This window comes from Nostoc sp. (assembly GCF_036919815.1).
Taxonomy (GTDB): Bacteria; Cyanobacteriota; Cyanobacteriia; order Cyanobacteriales; family Nostocaceae; genus Nostoc.
On record NZ_JBALCE010000006.1, the window covers coordinates 84735 to 99702 of the forward strand.

Consider the following 14968-nt stretch of genomic DNA (forward strand, 5'->3'; position numbering starts at 1 on the left):
TTTATATTGTAGTTAAACAAATAACCCCATAAATCAAACAGTATTCTGTCATGCTGTAGGAAAATCAATAAGACAACAGTCCTGATGTGCGATCGCTCAAGGGATTTTGGGTGATGTCGCTAGACATAGTGATCTAAGTCTTGGGCAACAACACATTTGCAACTAGATTAATCAATTAAATCTTTATTCTGGAGAATGACCATGTTAGATATTGATGAAATGGGTACAAAAGAGATGCATGATCTCTTGCAGAAAGTAGGACATGGACACTTAGGTTGTGCGCTTGAAGGACATCCCTATGTTGTGCCTATGCACTATTATTTTCAAGAGCCAAACATCTACATTTTCACGACGCTTGGGATGAAGACCAAGTATATGGACGCGAATCCAGAAGTGTGTTTGCAAGTTGAAGAAGTCCACGATCTAAAGCATTGGCGTAGCGTTACTGTGACGGGTCGAGCCGAACACATCACTCTTCAGCAAGATATCGATCGCGTGATGCAATTTGTCAAAACGCAAAATCCAACGCTTTCGCCTGCGATTAATCGAACCTGGATTGATGCCTGGGGTCGTGCGGAGGTCATGGCGCTCTACCGCATCCATCCTAGTGAGATGAGTGGACGAACCACTGATGGAGTCAGCAGTCAGTGAGAATCAAGATACCTCAACACTTGAGGTATCTCGATTCTACTAGGTCGAGGCTTTACCAATGACATTGCAGACTAACGGCAAAAACTCCACCAACAGGCTGAGGAACCGGACATTATAAGATTTTGAAAATCGGGAGTAGCTTACTACCCACCGCAAAATAACCCGCAATCGAGAGGTCAGTAATGCCAACTGCAACGGACTTTAAGGACTATTACACCATCTTAGGAGTGAGCAAAACCGCAACCCCTGAAGAAATTAAACGGGCTTACCGTAAGCTTGCCCGTAAGTACCATCCTGACCTAAATCCTGGAGATAAAGACGCAGAGGCAAAGTTTAAAGACCTGAACGAAGCGAATGAGGTACTCTCGGAGCCAGAGAAGCGGCAGAAGTACGATCAGTTTGGTCAGCACTGGAATCACCCTGGTTACAGTGAAACGCCGCCACCCCGCTCCAATAATGTTGCGACCGGCGACTTTGATCAGTACGGCGATTTTGATTCGTTTATCAACGATCTGCTGGGTCGATCGAGACGTAGAACCTCCACTGGTGGCTTTGATGATTTTAGTGGGGGATTTCGTTCTCAAGCTCCCGCACCAGATACCGAAGCCGCGATCGCACTCACATTTTCTGAAGCGTTTCACGGTGTCCAAAAGCGGCTGCAACTCGACGAGGAAACGATCAACGTCCGTATTCCCGCAGGCGCAAAATCAGGTAGTCGAATTCGGATCAAAGGTAAAGGTCGTGCTAGTCCGTTCTCTTCACAGCGCGGCGATTTGTATCTTACCATCGAGGTGTTGCCCCATCCTTTCTTCCGATTTGAGGGCGATAACCTCGTTTGTGACATTCCAATTCGCCCTGATGAAGCAGTTTTAGGGGCAGAAATCAGGGTACCAACCCCCGATGGAGGCGTGACGATAAAAGTTCCCAAAGGGGTGCGATCGGGGCAATCCCTAAGACTGCGCGGCAAAGGCTGGACATTGCCAAAAGGGGGACGAGGTGACTTACTTGCCAAACTTCAGATTGTCACGCCGAAAGACCTCAGTGCGATCGAGCAAGAATACTACGAAAAAATCCAGGCAAATAGCAGCTTTAACCCGCGTGCCCAATTAGAGGAGATTAAGTTATGACTTTCAGCCTTTCAAAAACTGTGGTTTCACTCGAAGGTGAGCAACTCTACACCTTTGAATATGCTGCATTGATAACTGAGACTTCGATTACGCTTGTGAAGTTTTATGTTGAGTTAGGTGTGATCGAACCGATCGGCTCTATGTTGCATTCCCGCGAGATTGCTAGAATTGCTCAGATTCAGCGTTTGCGTCAAGATTTGCGGCTGAACTTAGTTGGAGCCGCAATGGTGTTAGATATGGCGACTGAAATTGCCCAATTACGGGCACAGTTAAAAGTGTATCAGTCTCATCAATCCTAAAGCCGGGAATTTTAATCACTAATGACTTTTTACTATTTATAAATAATTAGTCAAATTGGTCTATGTCTCCAGTTATAAAACTTTTACAGTACCGCAAAAACTAATTACTAAAATAATAACACAGTTCGACTGCGCTCACTGTAAATGGAATAACAAAATATTGTTGCTTCTCTTCTTAGGCTCCGCCAACGCGTTTTTATATCGGTTTCGCTAACCCCACCTAAAATGTAGATGTTTTTATAGTATTTTTAGGTGGGGACTGCGCGAAACATTTTTTGTTCAAAATAATATAATAGAGTGTAAGCTGAAAAATCTCAGAGATAACTATGAATGTACAGCTTGTTAATTCTCTTGTCGAAGTAGTATTAAACCTCTCACCTGAAGACCAAAAACTCTTTCAAGAAAAGCTCTCTAATAGGCAAATAGAGGCAACCCCTCACAAAAATACAACCTCAACCGAAAAAGCCGAGCAATTTCGTCAATGGGTCGCTGAATTTCCTAAAAGTAATGCTAATCTATCTAACGGAGATATCCGCCGAGAAAATATTTATGATGATCAAGGCAGATGACAAACTATTTGCTAGATACGAATATTATTCTCAGGTTTACTGATACTGACTCCGTAGAGTGTGACCTGATAAACAATGCTATTTCACAAATCTTAGTAGAAGGTGGTCAGTGCTTTATTACCAAAAAAATGGGTAAAAGCCCCGTCATAAAGGACGGCTTTATATTAATATTATATTGTTTTATCTGCAATATTCCATGATAAAATATACAGATGATAGTGAGAGAAGCCAAGCTACTAGACGGAACTAAAGAACAATACCAAGCGTTTGACGATGCAATTCGCACTGCTCAATTTATTAGAAATAAGGCAGTCCGTTATTGGATGGATAATCGAAATATTGGTAAAGCGGACTTATATAAACTGTGTTCATACTTAGCCAAAGAGTTTGCTTTTGCATTAAAGCTAAACTCCGCCGCAAGACAAGCCAGTGCCGAAAGAGCTTGGGCATCCATATCTAGTTTCTACAATCGTTGCAAGAAAAAGGAGAAAAATATTGGATATCCCAAGTTTAAAAAGCATTGTCGTTCGGTCGAATACAAGGTATCAGGATGGAAATTATCAGATGATTGCAAGAGCATTGCCTTTACTGATGGGTTTCAAATCGGCTCTTTATCTGTATATTGCAATGCTCAAACAAGAGAAGATTTATTTAGACTCAAGATAAATCGCGTTCGTGTTGTACGCAAGGCAGACGGGTATTATGCTCAATTCTGTTTTGATGCTGACCGTACCGAAGTTGGGGTTTTTACTGGCAACGTTGTGGGCTTGGACTTAGGGTTAAAATACTTCACCAAAGACCAAAATGATAACGCTCTTATCTACCCCCAGTTCTTGAGAAAGTCTGAGCGCAAGCTTAAACGAGCGCAGAAACGCCTAAGTAAGAAATTTGTTAAGGGCAAAAAGCCTCAATCAAAAAACTACCATAAAACAAGAAAAAGTCTGGGTAAAGTTCATCTAAAAATCACTAGGCAACGTAAAGACTGGGCAATAAAACAAGCCCGGTGCGTAGTCCACTCTAACGATGTGGTTGTCTATGAGGATTTAAAGATTGCAAATATGGTCAAAAATCACCATTTGGCTAAGTCTATTTCTGACGCTAGCTGGTATCAGTTCACCCAATGGTTGGACTACTATGGAAAAGTTTGGGATAAAGCAGTGGTAGCAGTTTCTCCCAACTACACATCTCAGGATTGTTCCTCGTGTGGTCATCGAGTGAAAAAGTCACTTAGTACCAGGACTCACTCATCCTCTAGTTGTGGGATAGAAATTTGCCGCGATACAAACGCCGCAGTCAACATCCTTCAAAAAGGCATGAAAGTGTTGGGCATGGAGTGGCAAGCAAACAGTACCCAAGGGCATTGGGAATCTGCTTCGAGAGAAGAAAAGCTTGGGGAGAAGACCACCAATACTATTGATGAGCAATCTGATATAGCAAGCGGACTTTCGTGAACCAAGAATAAGAATCACCGACCTTTCACGGCGGTGAGTATGTCAAGTCTCAAGTTATTACTGAATTTTAGGTTGTAGCTACTCGTCCGATGACGGTCATTAATAAGTCCAGTTTTGCTTGGTCTGCAAGCTATAGGTTCCATCTTTCACATTTACCCGTTCAGGAATCAGATTTAAATCTCTAAAGGTATTTGCTTGGTGCTGTAGTGCAGTGAGCGATTGGTCGTCAATCGGGATAATGGCGCGTTCGCCACTATGTTTCTGTAAAGTTTCTACGATGGATGGATCGATTTCATGGTGTTCTGTTAATCGTTGAACAGCTTCTAATTCTTGTCTCTTAGCCCAAGTTCCAGCTTCGTTTACCTCTTCTAAAATCACCTTGAGCAGGTCGGGATAGTCGCGTACTAGTTCTGGAATCGCGTAGTAATAGGTCGGAACTTCTACGGAGGCTTTGTCACAAAATATACTCTCTAAGTCTGCAATCGAGCGCCCTGGATAAGCGCTTCGGGCTTGAGTTGCTGTGTAGGGAACCCAAATCACCCAAGCATCGACCTCACCCCGGCGGAATCGGGGCAGTGCCTCCGGCTGTGTCAGATAAACTGGCTCAATGTCGCTAAAATCAAGGCCGACTTTTGCCAGCGATCGCACAAGCACATAATGTGCGCTTGAGCCTTTATCAAAAGCAATCTTCTTACCCTTGAGATCGGCAAGCGTCTGAATTAGCGAACCTTCCGGGACTAGAATCGCTTGACCTTTGGGAGAGGTATATTTTTCTTTAGCTACCCGCACAAACACATGATCCGCCGCTTGAGAGAAGATGCTGGCCGTGCCACCGCCGCCGCAGAAGTCAATTGTCCCGTTGCTGAGTGCTTCTATCAGAGAAGATGCTGATAAAAAGCTTGACCAAGTGACACTCAGCCCATAAGGTTGCAAACGCGTTTCCAGCAAGCCTTGAGCACGGAGAACTTCCAGATTTGTCATCCCCTCTGGATATCCCATTTTGAGTTGCTTGAGCCGCCGCGCTTGCTCGGCTAAGGGCGTGTTGCTAGATTGACCCGAACGGCTAGAAAACCAGCGATCCAAAACTATACAAAAAATTATGCCTCCTATAAACAGTCCCACGGTTTCCAATAACTGCATTGTTGAGTTTTTGGGTAGTTTGAACTGATTCATTAAAGAGGATATCTGATTGCCAGATTCAGAAGCCGCAACAGCATAACCGTCAAAAACTAGAGTCAAGACCAAAATCGAGACAAGACCGATGCAAAATCTAACTGCAAACCTGTAGGTAGCCGATCTACGAGTGGCTGATTTGAGCGACCGTAAGATGTTTTGACCTGTGCTTTTAGGCAGAAGGTCAATCAAACGGCTAATCATAATGACTCCTTTGATACATATAGGTGATGGACATTGCCGGATGAATTGGAGATGGGGGATAAAGTCAAAACACCACTTGATATGTATAAACTACCAGATTTGCTCTGAATTACACCCAATATGGGATACTCACATTATCATATCGATATTGTGGGAATTCTCTACAACGGTTGAGCGATCGCTAGTTTTGGTGAGCAGATAGGTGTTGAGTGAGGGATAGTGATGGATTGGTTAATTGCAACAATTAAGATCGGGCTAGCTGCGGCTGTGGCAACAACCTTTGACGACAATATTTATCTGACTGCCTTCTTCAGTGAGGTTAATCGTACTTTTCGTCCTCAACATATTGTGGTTGGTGAGCTTCTAGGGTTCACGGCATTACTGACGGTAAGTTTGCTTGGTTTCTTACTGGGTCTAGCAATTCCGTCAACTTGGATTGGTCTACTGGGGATTCTGCCGATACTCATTGGGATTAATAATTTGCTCAACCTTAATAAGGATGACTCAGCCGAAGATAAGTCAGCCAATCTGAAAAGAAACTCTAAATTTCGAGGATTTGATTCCAGAAAGCGATCGCTCTGGGACGTAATCCGCGATCCGCAGACCTATCGCGTCTCTGCGGTAACAATTTCTAATGGCGGCAACAATCTTGGGATCTATATTCCCCTGTTTGCCACTAGCTCAATCCAAAGTCTGTCCGTAATTATACCTGTTTGCTATGCCATTCTTTTCTGCTGGCTGTTTATGTCCTATACTTTGACACATCTACCTGGTATCGCTTTAATACTCAGCCGTTATGCCCGCAAGATTTTCCCCTTCGTGCTGATGTGGCTGGGTTACAGAATTCTGATGGACAGCGAATCCTATCGTCTTTTTCTACCGAAAACTTGACAGACAAGGTTTTGGCGCTGATTGGCATTGTCTACAATTTATTTGTGGGGCGACGTATCTAATAACCGTTGTCGCTTGACTAACCCCAAAAAACCAAACCGATGAATCCCCAACTCTCCACGTTTTGGAGCTTACCCACGGAGCAGGTGCTTCAGCAGACGCGCTCGACAACCGCAGGGTTAAGCCGTCAAGATGCAAAACAACGCCTGAGCGAGTATGGTGCAAACAGCCTCAAACAAAAACACAAATCGAGCCTATTGATATTGTTACTCAATCAGTTCAAGAGTCCGATTATCTTGATTCTGATTTTTGCGGCGGTACTATCGATTTTTCTTAAAGATGCGGCAGATGCCACAATCATTTTAGCGATCGTGCTGATCAGTGGGCTATTAGGATTTTGGCAAGAGCGAGGAGCCTCGAACGCCGTCGAAAAATTATTGGCATTAGTGCAAGTTAAAGCAACTGTTTTGCGGGATGGTCAATCTCAAGAAATCCCCAATGAGGAAGTAGTTCCTGGCGATATTGTGTTGCTTTGTGCAGGTAAAAATATTCCGGGTGACTGTCTAGTTTTAGAGTCGAAAGATTTATCGGTGGATGAAGCAGCACTAACAGGAGAAACCTATCCGGTTGATAAGCTAAGTGGGGTATTGGCTGCGGAAACTGGACTGGCCAAACGCACCAATTCTCTGTATATGGGAACCAATGTAATTAGTGGAACGGCTTCATCAGTAGTCGTTCATACCGGAAAAGAAACTGAATTCGGCAAAGTATCGGAACGCCTGAAACTCAGACCGAGTGAAACGGAATTTGAAAGGGGACTGAGCAAGTTTGGCTACTTTCTCATGGAAGTAACGCTAATTTTGGTAGTTCTAATTTTTGTTGCTAACGTCTACCTGCATCGCCCAGTGCTGGAATCCTTTATGTTTTCTCTGGCGCTGGCGGTAGGTTTGACTCCTCAACTGCTCCCGGCGATCGTTAGTGTTAATCTGGCTCGTGGTGCTAAGAAAATGGCGAAAAAGCAGGTGATCGTCAAGCGCTTACCCGCGATCGAAAACTTTGGCAGTATGAATGTGTTTTGCACCGATAAGACGGGTACGCTGACCGAAGGAGAGGTGAAAATTCACTCTGCGGTTGATGTAAAGGGTCAAGAAAGCGATCGCGTTCTACTTTATGCTTATTTGAATGCCGCATCTGAGTCGGGTTATGTGAATCCGATCGATGCAGCGATTCGCCAATACAAAACATTCGATATTTCTAGCTATCAAAAGTTAGATGAAGTGCCTTATGACTTTAACCGCAAACGTCTAAGCATCCTGTTCAAGACAGAGAATACGCATCTGATTATTACTAAAGGCGCACTGAAAAATATTCTGGATATTTGCTCAACCGTTGAGACAGCTCAGGGAAAAACAATTCCCGTTGCAGATCAGCGACAAAAACTCCACCAACAGGCTGAAGACTTGGGCAGTAAGGGATTTAGAGCTTTGGGTGTGGCTTATCGCAATTTTAATCAAGATTCCTTCAGCAAAGACGATGAAACGAACATGACATTTATCGGCTACCTTGCTCTGTTCGATCCGCCAAAAGCTGGCATCGCTGACACCCTCAAAGAGTTGCAACTGCTAGGAATCACCCCGAAGATGATTACCGGAGACAGCAAGGCGGTTGCTATGAGTATCATTCAGCAGGTAGGACTGCCTGAACCAAAGGCGTTGACAGGCTCCGAACTAGAGAAGCTCAGTGATGAAGCCTTGATGCAGCGAGTCCAAGATACAAATGTCTTTGCCGAGGTAGAGCCAAACCAAAAAGAGCGGATCATCATCGCCCTGAAAAAAGCCGGGAATGTAGTTGGATATCTGGGAGATGGCATTAACGATGCCTCTGCGCTTCATGCTGCCGATGTCGGCATCTCAGTTGAGAGCGCAGTTGATGTCGCCAAGGAAGCGGCTGACATTGTGTTGATGGCAAAAGATTTGAATGTCCTCATCGAAGGCGTAAAGGAAGGACGGATTACATTTGCTAACACTTTAAAATATATATTTATGGCAACTAGCGCCAATTTTGGCAATATGTTTAGCATGGCGGGAATTTCTCTGTTTCTGCCCTTTTTGCCGTTGCTACCCAGTCAGATTTTGCTGACAAACTTACTAACGGATTTCCCGGAATTAACGATCGCTAGCGATCGCGTAGATAAGGAGTTAACTAACAAACCTCGGCGGATGGATATCAAGTTTATCCGCAACTTCATGATCGTGTTTGGTTTCCTGAGTTCAATATTTGATTATCTCACGTTTGGGGCGCTGCTGTTGCTGCTGCACGCTCAACCAGAACAGTTTAGAACAGGCTGGTTTTTGGAGTCTGTAATCTCTGCTTCGCTGGTTGTGCTAGTCATTCGTACCCGCCAATCCATTCTCAACAGTAAGCCAGGAAAATATTTGTTGACGGCAACCCTGGTAACTATTGGAGTAACAATCATCATTCCCTGGACACCTTTAGCAACCCGGCTCGGATTTCAAGCATTGCCGTTGAGTTTTGTGCTTGTCTTAGGGGCGATCGTCGCATTTTATATCATCGCAGCCGAAAGCGTTAAACATATATTCTACAACCACGTAAAATTTTGAGCCATCTGTACCCAAGGGAAGGTAAGTAGGATGTGGATTAAATGGATTAGCCTCATTTGTATTTTAATTTTAGTTGGGATTGGACTGGCTAGCATTTACGGTGGATATCGGTGGCAGTCAAATACCGATAAATTACGCGCCAAGTTAGCAAGTGGACGGCGGATAATTAAGCCCAAAATCTATGACCAAAAAGAGATTGAAGGCTTGCCAGCCCCAGTGCAGCGATTCTTTCGGGCAGTACTCAAAGATGGACAACCGATGGTGGCTGCTGTCAAATTTGCCCATCAGGGACAGTTCAATATGAGTGAGAAAGGAACCAAGTGGAGTCCGTTTACCTCCACACAACTTGTTATTACCCAGCGTCCAGGTTTTGATTGGGATGGACGCATCCAGATGGCACCAGGACTGAAGGTGTTTGTCCATGATACCTATGTGTTAGGAGTAGCCACCTTGCACGCATCATTACTCGGTCTGATCACCCTTGCAGATGTGCGCGGTACACCTGAAGTAGCCCAAGGTGAACTGATGCGGTTTTTAGCAGAGGCGGCGTGGTATCCCACTGCCCTATTATCCAGTCAAGGTGTGCGCTGGGAAGCGATCGATGATACCTCCGCTCGCGGCACTCTGACAGATGGTGCAACAACCGTATCCCTAATATTTTGTTTTAATACCGAAGGATTAATCAGTAGCATCCATGCTGCGGCTCGTTATCGTACTGTTGGCGGTGATCTGGTGGCAACGCCCTGGGAAGGTCGATTTTGGGACTATACGGTTCGCAATGGAATACAGATCCCCTTAGAAGGCGAAGTGAGATGGCAACCGCCAGAAGGCTCTTGGCCGTATTGGAGAGGGCGGATTACGGAGATTAACTATGAGTTTGCATCTTTTCTGCCTTTAAACCTTTGTGTCAGATAAAAAAGATGTGCTTTATTTACCTGATGTTAGCCGTACCATCGCTGAGTGCATAGCAGTCAACCGCCGCACAATCTGATCAATCTCTAAATCTAATATGCTGTAATCAATGACTGCCTGACGAATCGGTGTATGTCCTTGATTAACAGTTAACTCTTGGATACGGGCTGTACGCAGTGCTTGTAGGTGTGGTTGGATTTTTTGCAGCGTTTCTTCCAAGTCAGGCAAAGGCGGTGGGGTAATTTCCTGCTGTACTGAATCAGCTAACTGTTCTAAAAGCAGCGAAATTTGGCAGACAAAGGTTTCTAATTCTGGGAGTGGCACTGTTCCTCGAAAATGTTCCAGATGTACTGCCAAAACTGTCACGGCGTTAGTAAAACGTCCCATGTACATTAGCAGCGTCATCACTGGTTCTACTAATTCTTTGTGCATTTTGGGTTCGCGCAGTAATCCTTGGAATGAGGCTTGAGCATTGCCAATTGCCAGTCCAGTTTGTCGCCGTTGACTGATAATGGTAGAGTCACGCTCCTTTTTCCCCTGGTAAACAGCCATCACATCGCTAAAGTATTTGTGACATTCTCGTAGCGCCGTGGCGAGTTGACTGGGTAAACGATCGCGTTCCCAATTTGGCCAGATAAAGTAATGACTCGCAAAAGCTAATCCTGCCCCAATTAATGTATTCAACACCCGAAAGCCAGCAAATTGCCAACCAATCGGATGACCAATATCAATAATCAGTAAGACAAATATTGACAAGAAAACCACCGAATACCCATAGTTGAAACGAATCAGGGAAACGCCAAAAAATACTGTCAGCAGAATGATTGTATCTAGTACAGGCTGACTCGTGATGGTTGCAAGTAAAACAGCAGCTAACACAGCTCCCAAGATAGTCCCGCCAACTCGCTGGAAAAACCTCTGGAAAGTTGCACCCAAGTTCGGTTTGAGGACTAGCATGATGGTCAGTGTCACCCAATACCCCATTGGTAAATTGGTAATGCTGTATAATATTACGCCTACAGTTAGACTCAGACCAATGCGGAGAGCATGGCGAAAGATTGCTGAGTCTAAGGTGAGGTTTTCTTTGAGTAAATTTAAGAGCGATCGCTGTTCGTCTGCAACTAAAAGAAGTCTATCTACATCACGTTGACTCATCTTGCGATGATCGGCCAGAGATTTAGCTGTCTGAGCCGTGTATTGCAATTGCTTGATTAGCTTTTCGATCATCAACACCAGATTACTGAGAGCAACCAGAGTTGTATAATCTGTCTCACTCCCGGCAATTGCTGTTCTTTGCAGACTTTCTTGTTCTTTGAGTGCCTCATAGATGCGGTTGAGATTTCCCAGATCGATGCTGCTAGGCTTGCCAGATATGGCTTTCGCTATGGCTTGAAGAATCACTGATATTTGTGCGAGTGCATCGTCTACTAATTGCTGGACTGCGTGATATTGCTGTTGTTGGCAGTAAGTTTCTAGTAATTCTATTAAGCCAATAACTGAGCCAAGCAAGCGATCGCCATCCTGAATTAGCACCAATAACTGCTCATTCATCCAACTGCGAGCCGACTGTCCAATCCGTAATGTACCTAAAGTAGTCCGTGCTGTCTCTAATGCCTGTCTAATTTCGAGAATATTTTCAGGTTTTGCTACTTTACCTACAAATGCCTGAATGTAGTTGGCAATCGCACTGAAACAAGCAGCCACAGCTATCCGTAGTGGATCATAAGGTTTAAAAGGCCACATTACTAAAGAAAGTTGCATCGCCCATCCACCTGCAATTAGACATAGCAGCGATCGCATGAGTGCGACTTGCAAGTTTCCTGGCTGTGCGATCGTGGAAATAAATGATATCCCTACCACCAGACCGACATTTGCACCAGCATTACCGTACAGCGACCCCAAACCGGAAGCAAGTCCCCAGAGAAATGTTAGCACCACAGTTAGGGCTGGTACTTTCGCAACTAAAGTACCCACAAATACTGAAACAGCTATTCCCAAAGTAGCCGCCACCATCGCCCTAGCTTTGATCCGGTAAGGGCCACCAACATTCGCTAAGTTGACAAAGTAAGCTATTAAACCGATAAATAACCCGCTTTCCCTTTGGTTGATCAGTTGCCCAATTAGCATGGGAACCCCCAACGCTAACGCAGCTCGCAAACCGTTGGATATTGCTGGTTTTCCTGGCTCTGACTGGATCAGAAATATGAGGAAATTACTTCGATTTAACTGCATGGTTTTTGTAAACAAAACAAAATTTTTATCTGGATTTTCTTGATATTCTTATATATATAGCCGTCCTGGAAGCGATAAGATCAAAAATAAATTCATGTTGTGTTTATGGCAACCCAACTCAGTGAAGCCAAATCCCAAACTGAACTGGTAATCTCTTGGGAAGCCTTGCCCAAGGATTTTCAACTAGAGGATGAACCAGTGGAGAATACTGGTCAGCCACTTTTGGCTGGTGCTTTGCGTGAAAGCCTAGAAATCAGTGGATTCATCCAACCCCAGATGTTGATAGCTTCAAACTTTGGTCTTTGTGCGACAATCAACGGGCAATTTATTGCCAAAGCACCTGACTGGGTTTACGTGCAGTCGGTTAATCAAGTTTTGGGCAATCGCAAAAGTTATACACCCAATTTAGAAGGAAATATCCCCGCGATCGCCATCGAATTTTTATCCGAGACTGAGGGGGGAGAATATTCGGTAAAGCGAACTTATCCACCAAGAAAATGGTTTTTCTACGAGCAAATTTTGCAGATTCCCATCTACATAATTTTTGAACCAGATGGCGGTTTATTAGAATATTATCAACTAGAAAATAAACGCTATGAGTTAAAGCTACCTGACGAAAATGGTCGTCATTGGATTGATGTAATGGGCTTATTTTTGGGAACTTGGCAAGGAACAAAAGAAGGGGGAACTGGTTATTGGTTACGCTGGTGGGATCAAGCTGGTAATTTATTACCGTGGGCTGTGGAACAGATTGAACAAGAACGTCAACGCGCTGAACAAGAACGTCAACGCGCCGAACAAGAACACCAACGCGCCGAACAAGAATGCCAGCAAAAAGAACGACTGATTGCTTATTTACAATCTCAGGGTATTGACCCAAATAATTTGCCGCCGTTTGAGTAGAAAGTAAAAATCGCGTTTCTGAAATTAAGTAACGCCGTGTGCAACTTTCTCTCAAACCTAACCCCCAACCCCTTCCCTACCAGGGAAGGGGGGCAATAATCAAGCAGTCACAATATAAGGCGAGTCGATGGCTGCTAGACGTCCTGCATCTACCAAGGCTTGGTATACCATCACCGCTACCTCAGAGCGTGTAGCATCGTGGGTAGGATTAAGTTGTTTGAGATTCGGGTGATTGACGATAATCTTCTTTTGAGTAGCCTTGATTACTTCATCCTTGGCATATTCGGGAATCTTTGCTTGGTCATCGAAAGTTTTGATGGCGGTTGTACTATCAGCAGATAATTTCAATCCATTCACTAGGGAGACAATCACTTGCACGCGCTGGATATTTTTGTTGGGACTGAAGCTATTGTCAGGAAAACCAGAGAGAAATGAACCTTGATATGCCTGCTGAATTACCTTAGATGCCCAAAAGTCTGCGGGTACATCTTTGAATTTGATCGCGGGGCGGTTTGGCGATGGGTTGAAAGCTTTTACCAGTAATGCGGCGTATTGCGCCCGTGTCATTGTCGCATCTGGTTTAAATGTGCGATCGGGAAAACCATTAACTATCCCTAATTTGACTAATTCCCGAATAAACATACCTGCCCAATGATTACTAATATCGGTTAATTCGATAGTCGGCGTAGGTGTCGGAGTAGGCGTGGGTATCGGTGTAGGTGTGGGTATCGGTGTAGGCGTAGGCGTGGGTATCGGTGTAGGTGTCGGAGTAGGCGTGGGTATCGGTGTAGGTGTGGGTATCGGTGTCGGAACCGAACTATCTGCAAACTCTATATTTCCTGTGACTTTAGAGGCATCTATTTTATTTCCCACGGAAACCAGCTTGTTGGAACTGGCATTTTGCAAATCAAATTTACCGTTATTGTGTAGAGTATTGCCGCCTGGGTTATTAGTACTGCCGATATCTGGTAGGGCACTTGCAATCACTGTGATCCCATCGTCGGTGTTATTTTCACTGACATTGTTACGCAATACGGGACGAGCATTACCAGAGATGATAATCCCAGAACGGTTTTCAGAAATTTTGTTATCTATAAGTGTGGGTGATGCAGTATCACTAATCGCAATACCAAAACCTGTTTTGAAGCAAGTGTTACCTTGAATTTGACCTTTGGAATTTTTAGCGATCGCAATTCCATTGGCTGCATTCTGACTGAACACATTACCTAGAATAACTGGGTTAGCCTCACCTGTAGCAAATACTCCCTCCCGTTTACAGTTGGTGAAGGTGCTATTAGCAACAGTAGGGGCAGTTGATTCAATCCAGACACCACTACCACGACTAGCCAGATTTGTGACAGAGACACCCCGGAGTTCGGCTTTATCCAGCAACACAAATGTGACATTCTGACCAGCAAAAGTACGGCTCAAGTAGTTACCACTTCCTTCAATCAGAATGCGATCGCCTTTGTTTGCTTCATCACCCACTACTATTACCCCAGATGGAATAGTTAGCGGAAAGACTTCACCGCTAGCAGCATTATAATTTCCATCTGCCAGTTGAATCTTAGTGTTATCTATAGCTACCTTGAGGGCTTGGGTAATAGTTTTGAAAGGGGCTTGTTGGCTACCAAGGTTGGTATCGCTGCCTGTTACTGGATTTACGTAAAAAGTTTTAGCCATATTTATACTTTAAAAAACACATAGCTATCCTAGCGCTAACCATGAAAGTGGGTAGCGGTTGATGCATTAAATAACTTAAAGTACTTTTCATGTATTTGAACCACATCTGTCGTAGGGGCACAGCAATGCTCATTGGTGTCAACTTAAGCTAAAACCTGATGAGTGTATGAGTTTTGCCCTCACCCCCAGCCCCTCTCCCATCTTGGGAGAGGGGAGCAAATTCTCCAGTTCCCCTTCTCCCATATTGGGAGA

Annotated in this window: 12 protein-coding genes; 9 read left to right on the forward strand and 3 right to left on the reverse strand. The window is 44.4% G+C overall.

The window, feature by feature from the left end; all coding sequences use genetic code 11:
• Positions 1–195: 195 nt before the first annotated feature.
• The 5 genes from V7K15_RS01880 (at position 196) to V7K15_RS01900 (ending at position 4097) form a co-directional block, all read left to right on the forward strand.
• Positions 196–651 carry a pyridoxamine 5'-phosphate oxidase family protein gene (locus V7K15_RS01880; RefSeq protein WP_334902512.1) on the forward strand — a complete coding sequence of 152 codons (456 nt, stop codon included), beginning with the start codon at positions 196–198 and terminating at the stop codon, positions 649–651.
• 182 nt (positions 652–833) lie between these two features.
• Positions 834–1778, forward strand: coding sequence for a J domain-containing protein (locus V7K15_RS01885; RefSeq protein WP_334902514.1), 945 nt, complete (start codon positions 834–836; stop codon positions 1776–1778).
• Positions 1775–2077, forward strand: a complete 303-nt coding sequence (locus tag V7K15_RS01890) for a chaperone modulator CbpM (RefSeq protein WP_334902516.1) — start codon at positions 1775–1777, stop codon at positions 2075–2077. The genes V7K15_RS01885 and V7K15_RS01890 overlap by 4 nt, the downstream gene beginning before the upstream one ends.
• 326 nt (positions 2078–2403) lie before the next feature.
• The gene (locus V7K15_RS01895; protein WP_334902518.1) at positions 2404–2646 is read left to right on the forward strand and encodes a hypothetical protein; all 243 of its coding nucleotides are present in this window, start codon (positions 2404–2406) and stop codon (positions 2644–2646) included.
• Between the two features lie 212 nt (positions 2647–2858).
• Positions 2859–4097, forward strand: a complete 1239-nt coding sequence (locus V7K15_RS01900) for an RNA-guided endonuclease InsQ/TnpB family protein (protein WP_334902520.1) — start codon at positions 2859–2861, stop codon at positions 4095–4097.
• 99 nt (positions 4098–4196) lie between these two features.
• Here V7K15_RS01900 and V7K15_RS01905 read toward each other — a convergent pair whose 3' ends face one another.
• Positions 4197–5474 (reverse strand): ABC transporter substrate-binding protein, encoded by a 1278-nt coding sequence (locus tag V7K15_RS01905; protein ID WP_334902522.1) that lies wholly within the window; start codon positions 5472–5474, stop codon positions 4197–4199.
• A 222-nt stretch (positions 5475–5696) separates the two neighbouring features.
• Between V7K15_RS01905 and V7K15_RS01910 the strand changes: the two genes are divergently transcribed.
• From V7K15_RS01910 to V7K15_RS01920, 3 genes are all read left to right on the forward strand, one after another.
• Positions 5697–6365: a cadmium resistance transporter gene (locus V7K15_RS01910; protein ID WP_334902524.1), complete on the forward strand. Its 669-nt coding sequence runs from the start codon at positions 5697–5699 to the stop codon at positions 6363–6365.
• Positions 6366–6466: 101 nt separating this feature from the next.
• Complete coding sequence (gene mgtA, locus V7K15_RS01915) at positions 6467–8986, forward strand: magnesium-translocating P-type ATPase (RefSeq protein ID WP_334902526.1); 2520 nt, start codon at positions 6467–6469, stop codon at positions 8984–8986.
• A 30-nt stretch (positions 8987–9016) separates the two neighbouring features.
• Complete coding sequence (locus V7K15_RS01920) at positions 9017–9901, forward strand: DUF6920 family protein (RefSeq protein WP_334902527.1); 885 nt, start codon at positions 9017–9019, stop codon at positions 9899–9901.
• Positions 9902–9913: 12 nt separating this feature from the next.
• Here V7K15_RS01920 and V7K15_RS01925 read toward each other — a convergent pair whose 3' ends face one another.
• Positions 9914–12130 (reverse strand): FUSC family protein, encoded by a 2217-nt coding sequence (locus tag V7K15_RS01925; RefSeq protein WP_334902529.1) that lies wholly within the window; start codon positions 12128–12130, stop codon positions 9914–9916.
• Between the two features lie 105 nt (positions 12131–12235).
• Here V7K15_RS01925 and V7K15_RS01930 point away from each other — a divergent pair, with 105 nt between their 5' ends.
• Positions 12236–13033, forward strand: a complete 798-nt coding sequence (locus V7K15_RS01930) for a Uma2 family endonuclease (protein WP_334902531.1) — start codon at positions 12236–12238, stop codon at positions 13031–13033.
• 99 nt (positions 13034–13132) lie between these two features.
• On the opposite strand, the gene V7K15_RS01935 is transcribed toward V7K15_RS01930, so the two are convergent.
• Positions 13133–14716, reverse strand: a complete 1584-nt coding sequence (locus V7K15_RS01935) for a DUF1565 domain-containing protein (RefSeq protein ID WP_334902533.1) — start codon at positions 14714–14716, stop codon at positions 13133–13135.
• Between the last annotated feature and the right edge of the window lie 252 nt (positions 14717–14968).

Excerpts from the sequence above, each read along its gene's own strand:
- V7K15_RS01920 (WP_334902527.1), top strand. The coding sequence starts at position 9,017 with ATGTGGATTAAATGGATTAGCCTCATTTGTATTTTAATTTTAGTTGGG.
- V7K15_RS01895 (WP_334902518.1), top strand. The coding sequence starts at position 2,404 with ATGAATGTACAGCTTGTTAATTCTCTTGTCGAAGTAGTATTAAACCTC.
- V7K15_RS01935 (WP_334902533.1), bottom strand. The coding sequence starts at position 14,716 with ATGGCTAAAACTTTTTACGTAAATCCAGTAACAGGCAGCGATACCAAC.
- V7K15_RS01930 (WP_334902531.1), top strand. The coding sequence starts at position 12,236 with ATGGCAACCCAACTCAGTGAAGCCAAATCCCAAACTGAACTGGTAATC.
- V7K15_RS01885 (WP_334902514.1), top strand. The coding sequence starts at position 834 with ATGCCAACTGCAACGGACTTTAAGGACTATTACACCATCTTAGGAGTG.
- V7K15_RS01905 (WP_334902522.1), bottom strand. The coding sequence starts at position 5,474 with ATGATTAGCCGTTTGATTGACCTTCTGCCTAAAAGCACAGGTCAAAAC.
- V7K15_RS01880 (WP_334902512.1), top strand. The coding sequence starts at position 196 with ATGACCATGTTAGATATTGATGAAATGGGTACAAAAGAGATGCATGAT.
- V7K15_RS01910 (WP_334902524.1), top strand. The coding sequence starts at position 5,697 with ATGGATTGGTTAATTGCAACAATTAAGATCGGGCTAGCTGCGGCTGTG.
- V7K15_RS01890 (WP_334902516.1), top strand. The coding sequence starts at position 1,775 with ATGACTTTCAGCCTTTCAAAAACTGTGGTTTCACTCGAAGGTGAGCAA.
- V7K15_RS01900 (WP_334902520.1), top strand. The coding sequence starts at position 2,859 with ATGATAGTGAGAGAAGCCAAGCTACTAGACGGAACTAAAGAACAATAC.
- mgtA (WP_334902526.1), top strand. The coding sequence starts at position 6,467 with ATGAATCCCCAACTCTCCACGTTTTGGAGCTTACCCACGGAGCAGGTG.
- V7K15_RS01925 (WP_334902529.1), bottom strand. The coding sequence starts at position 12,130 with ATGCAGTTAAATCGAAGTAATTTCCTCATATTTCTGATCCAGTCAGAG.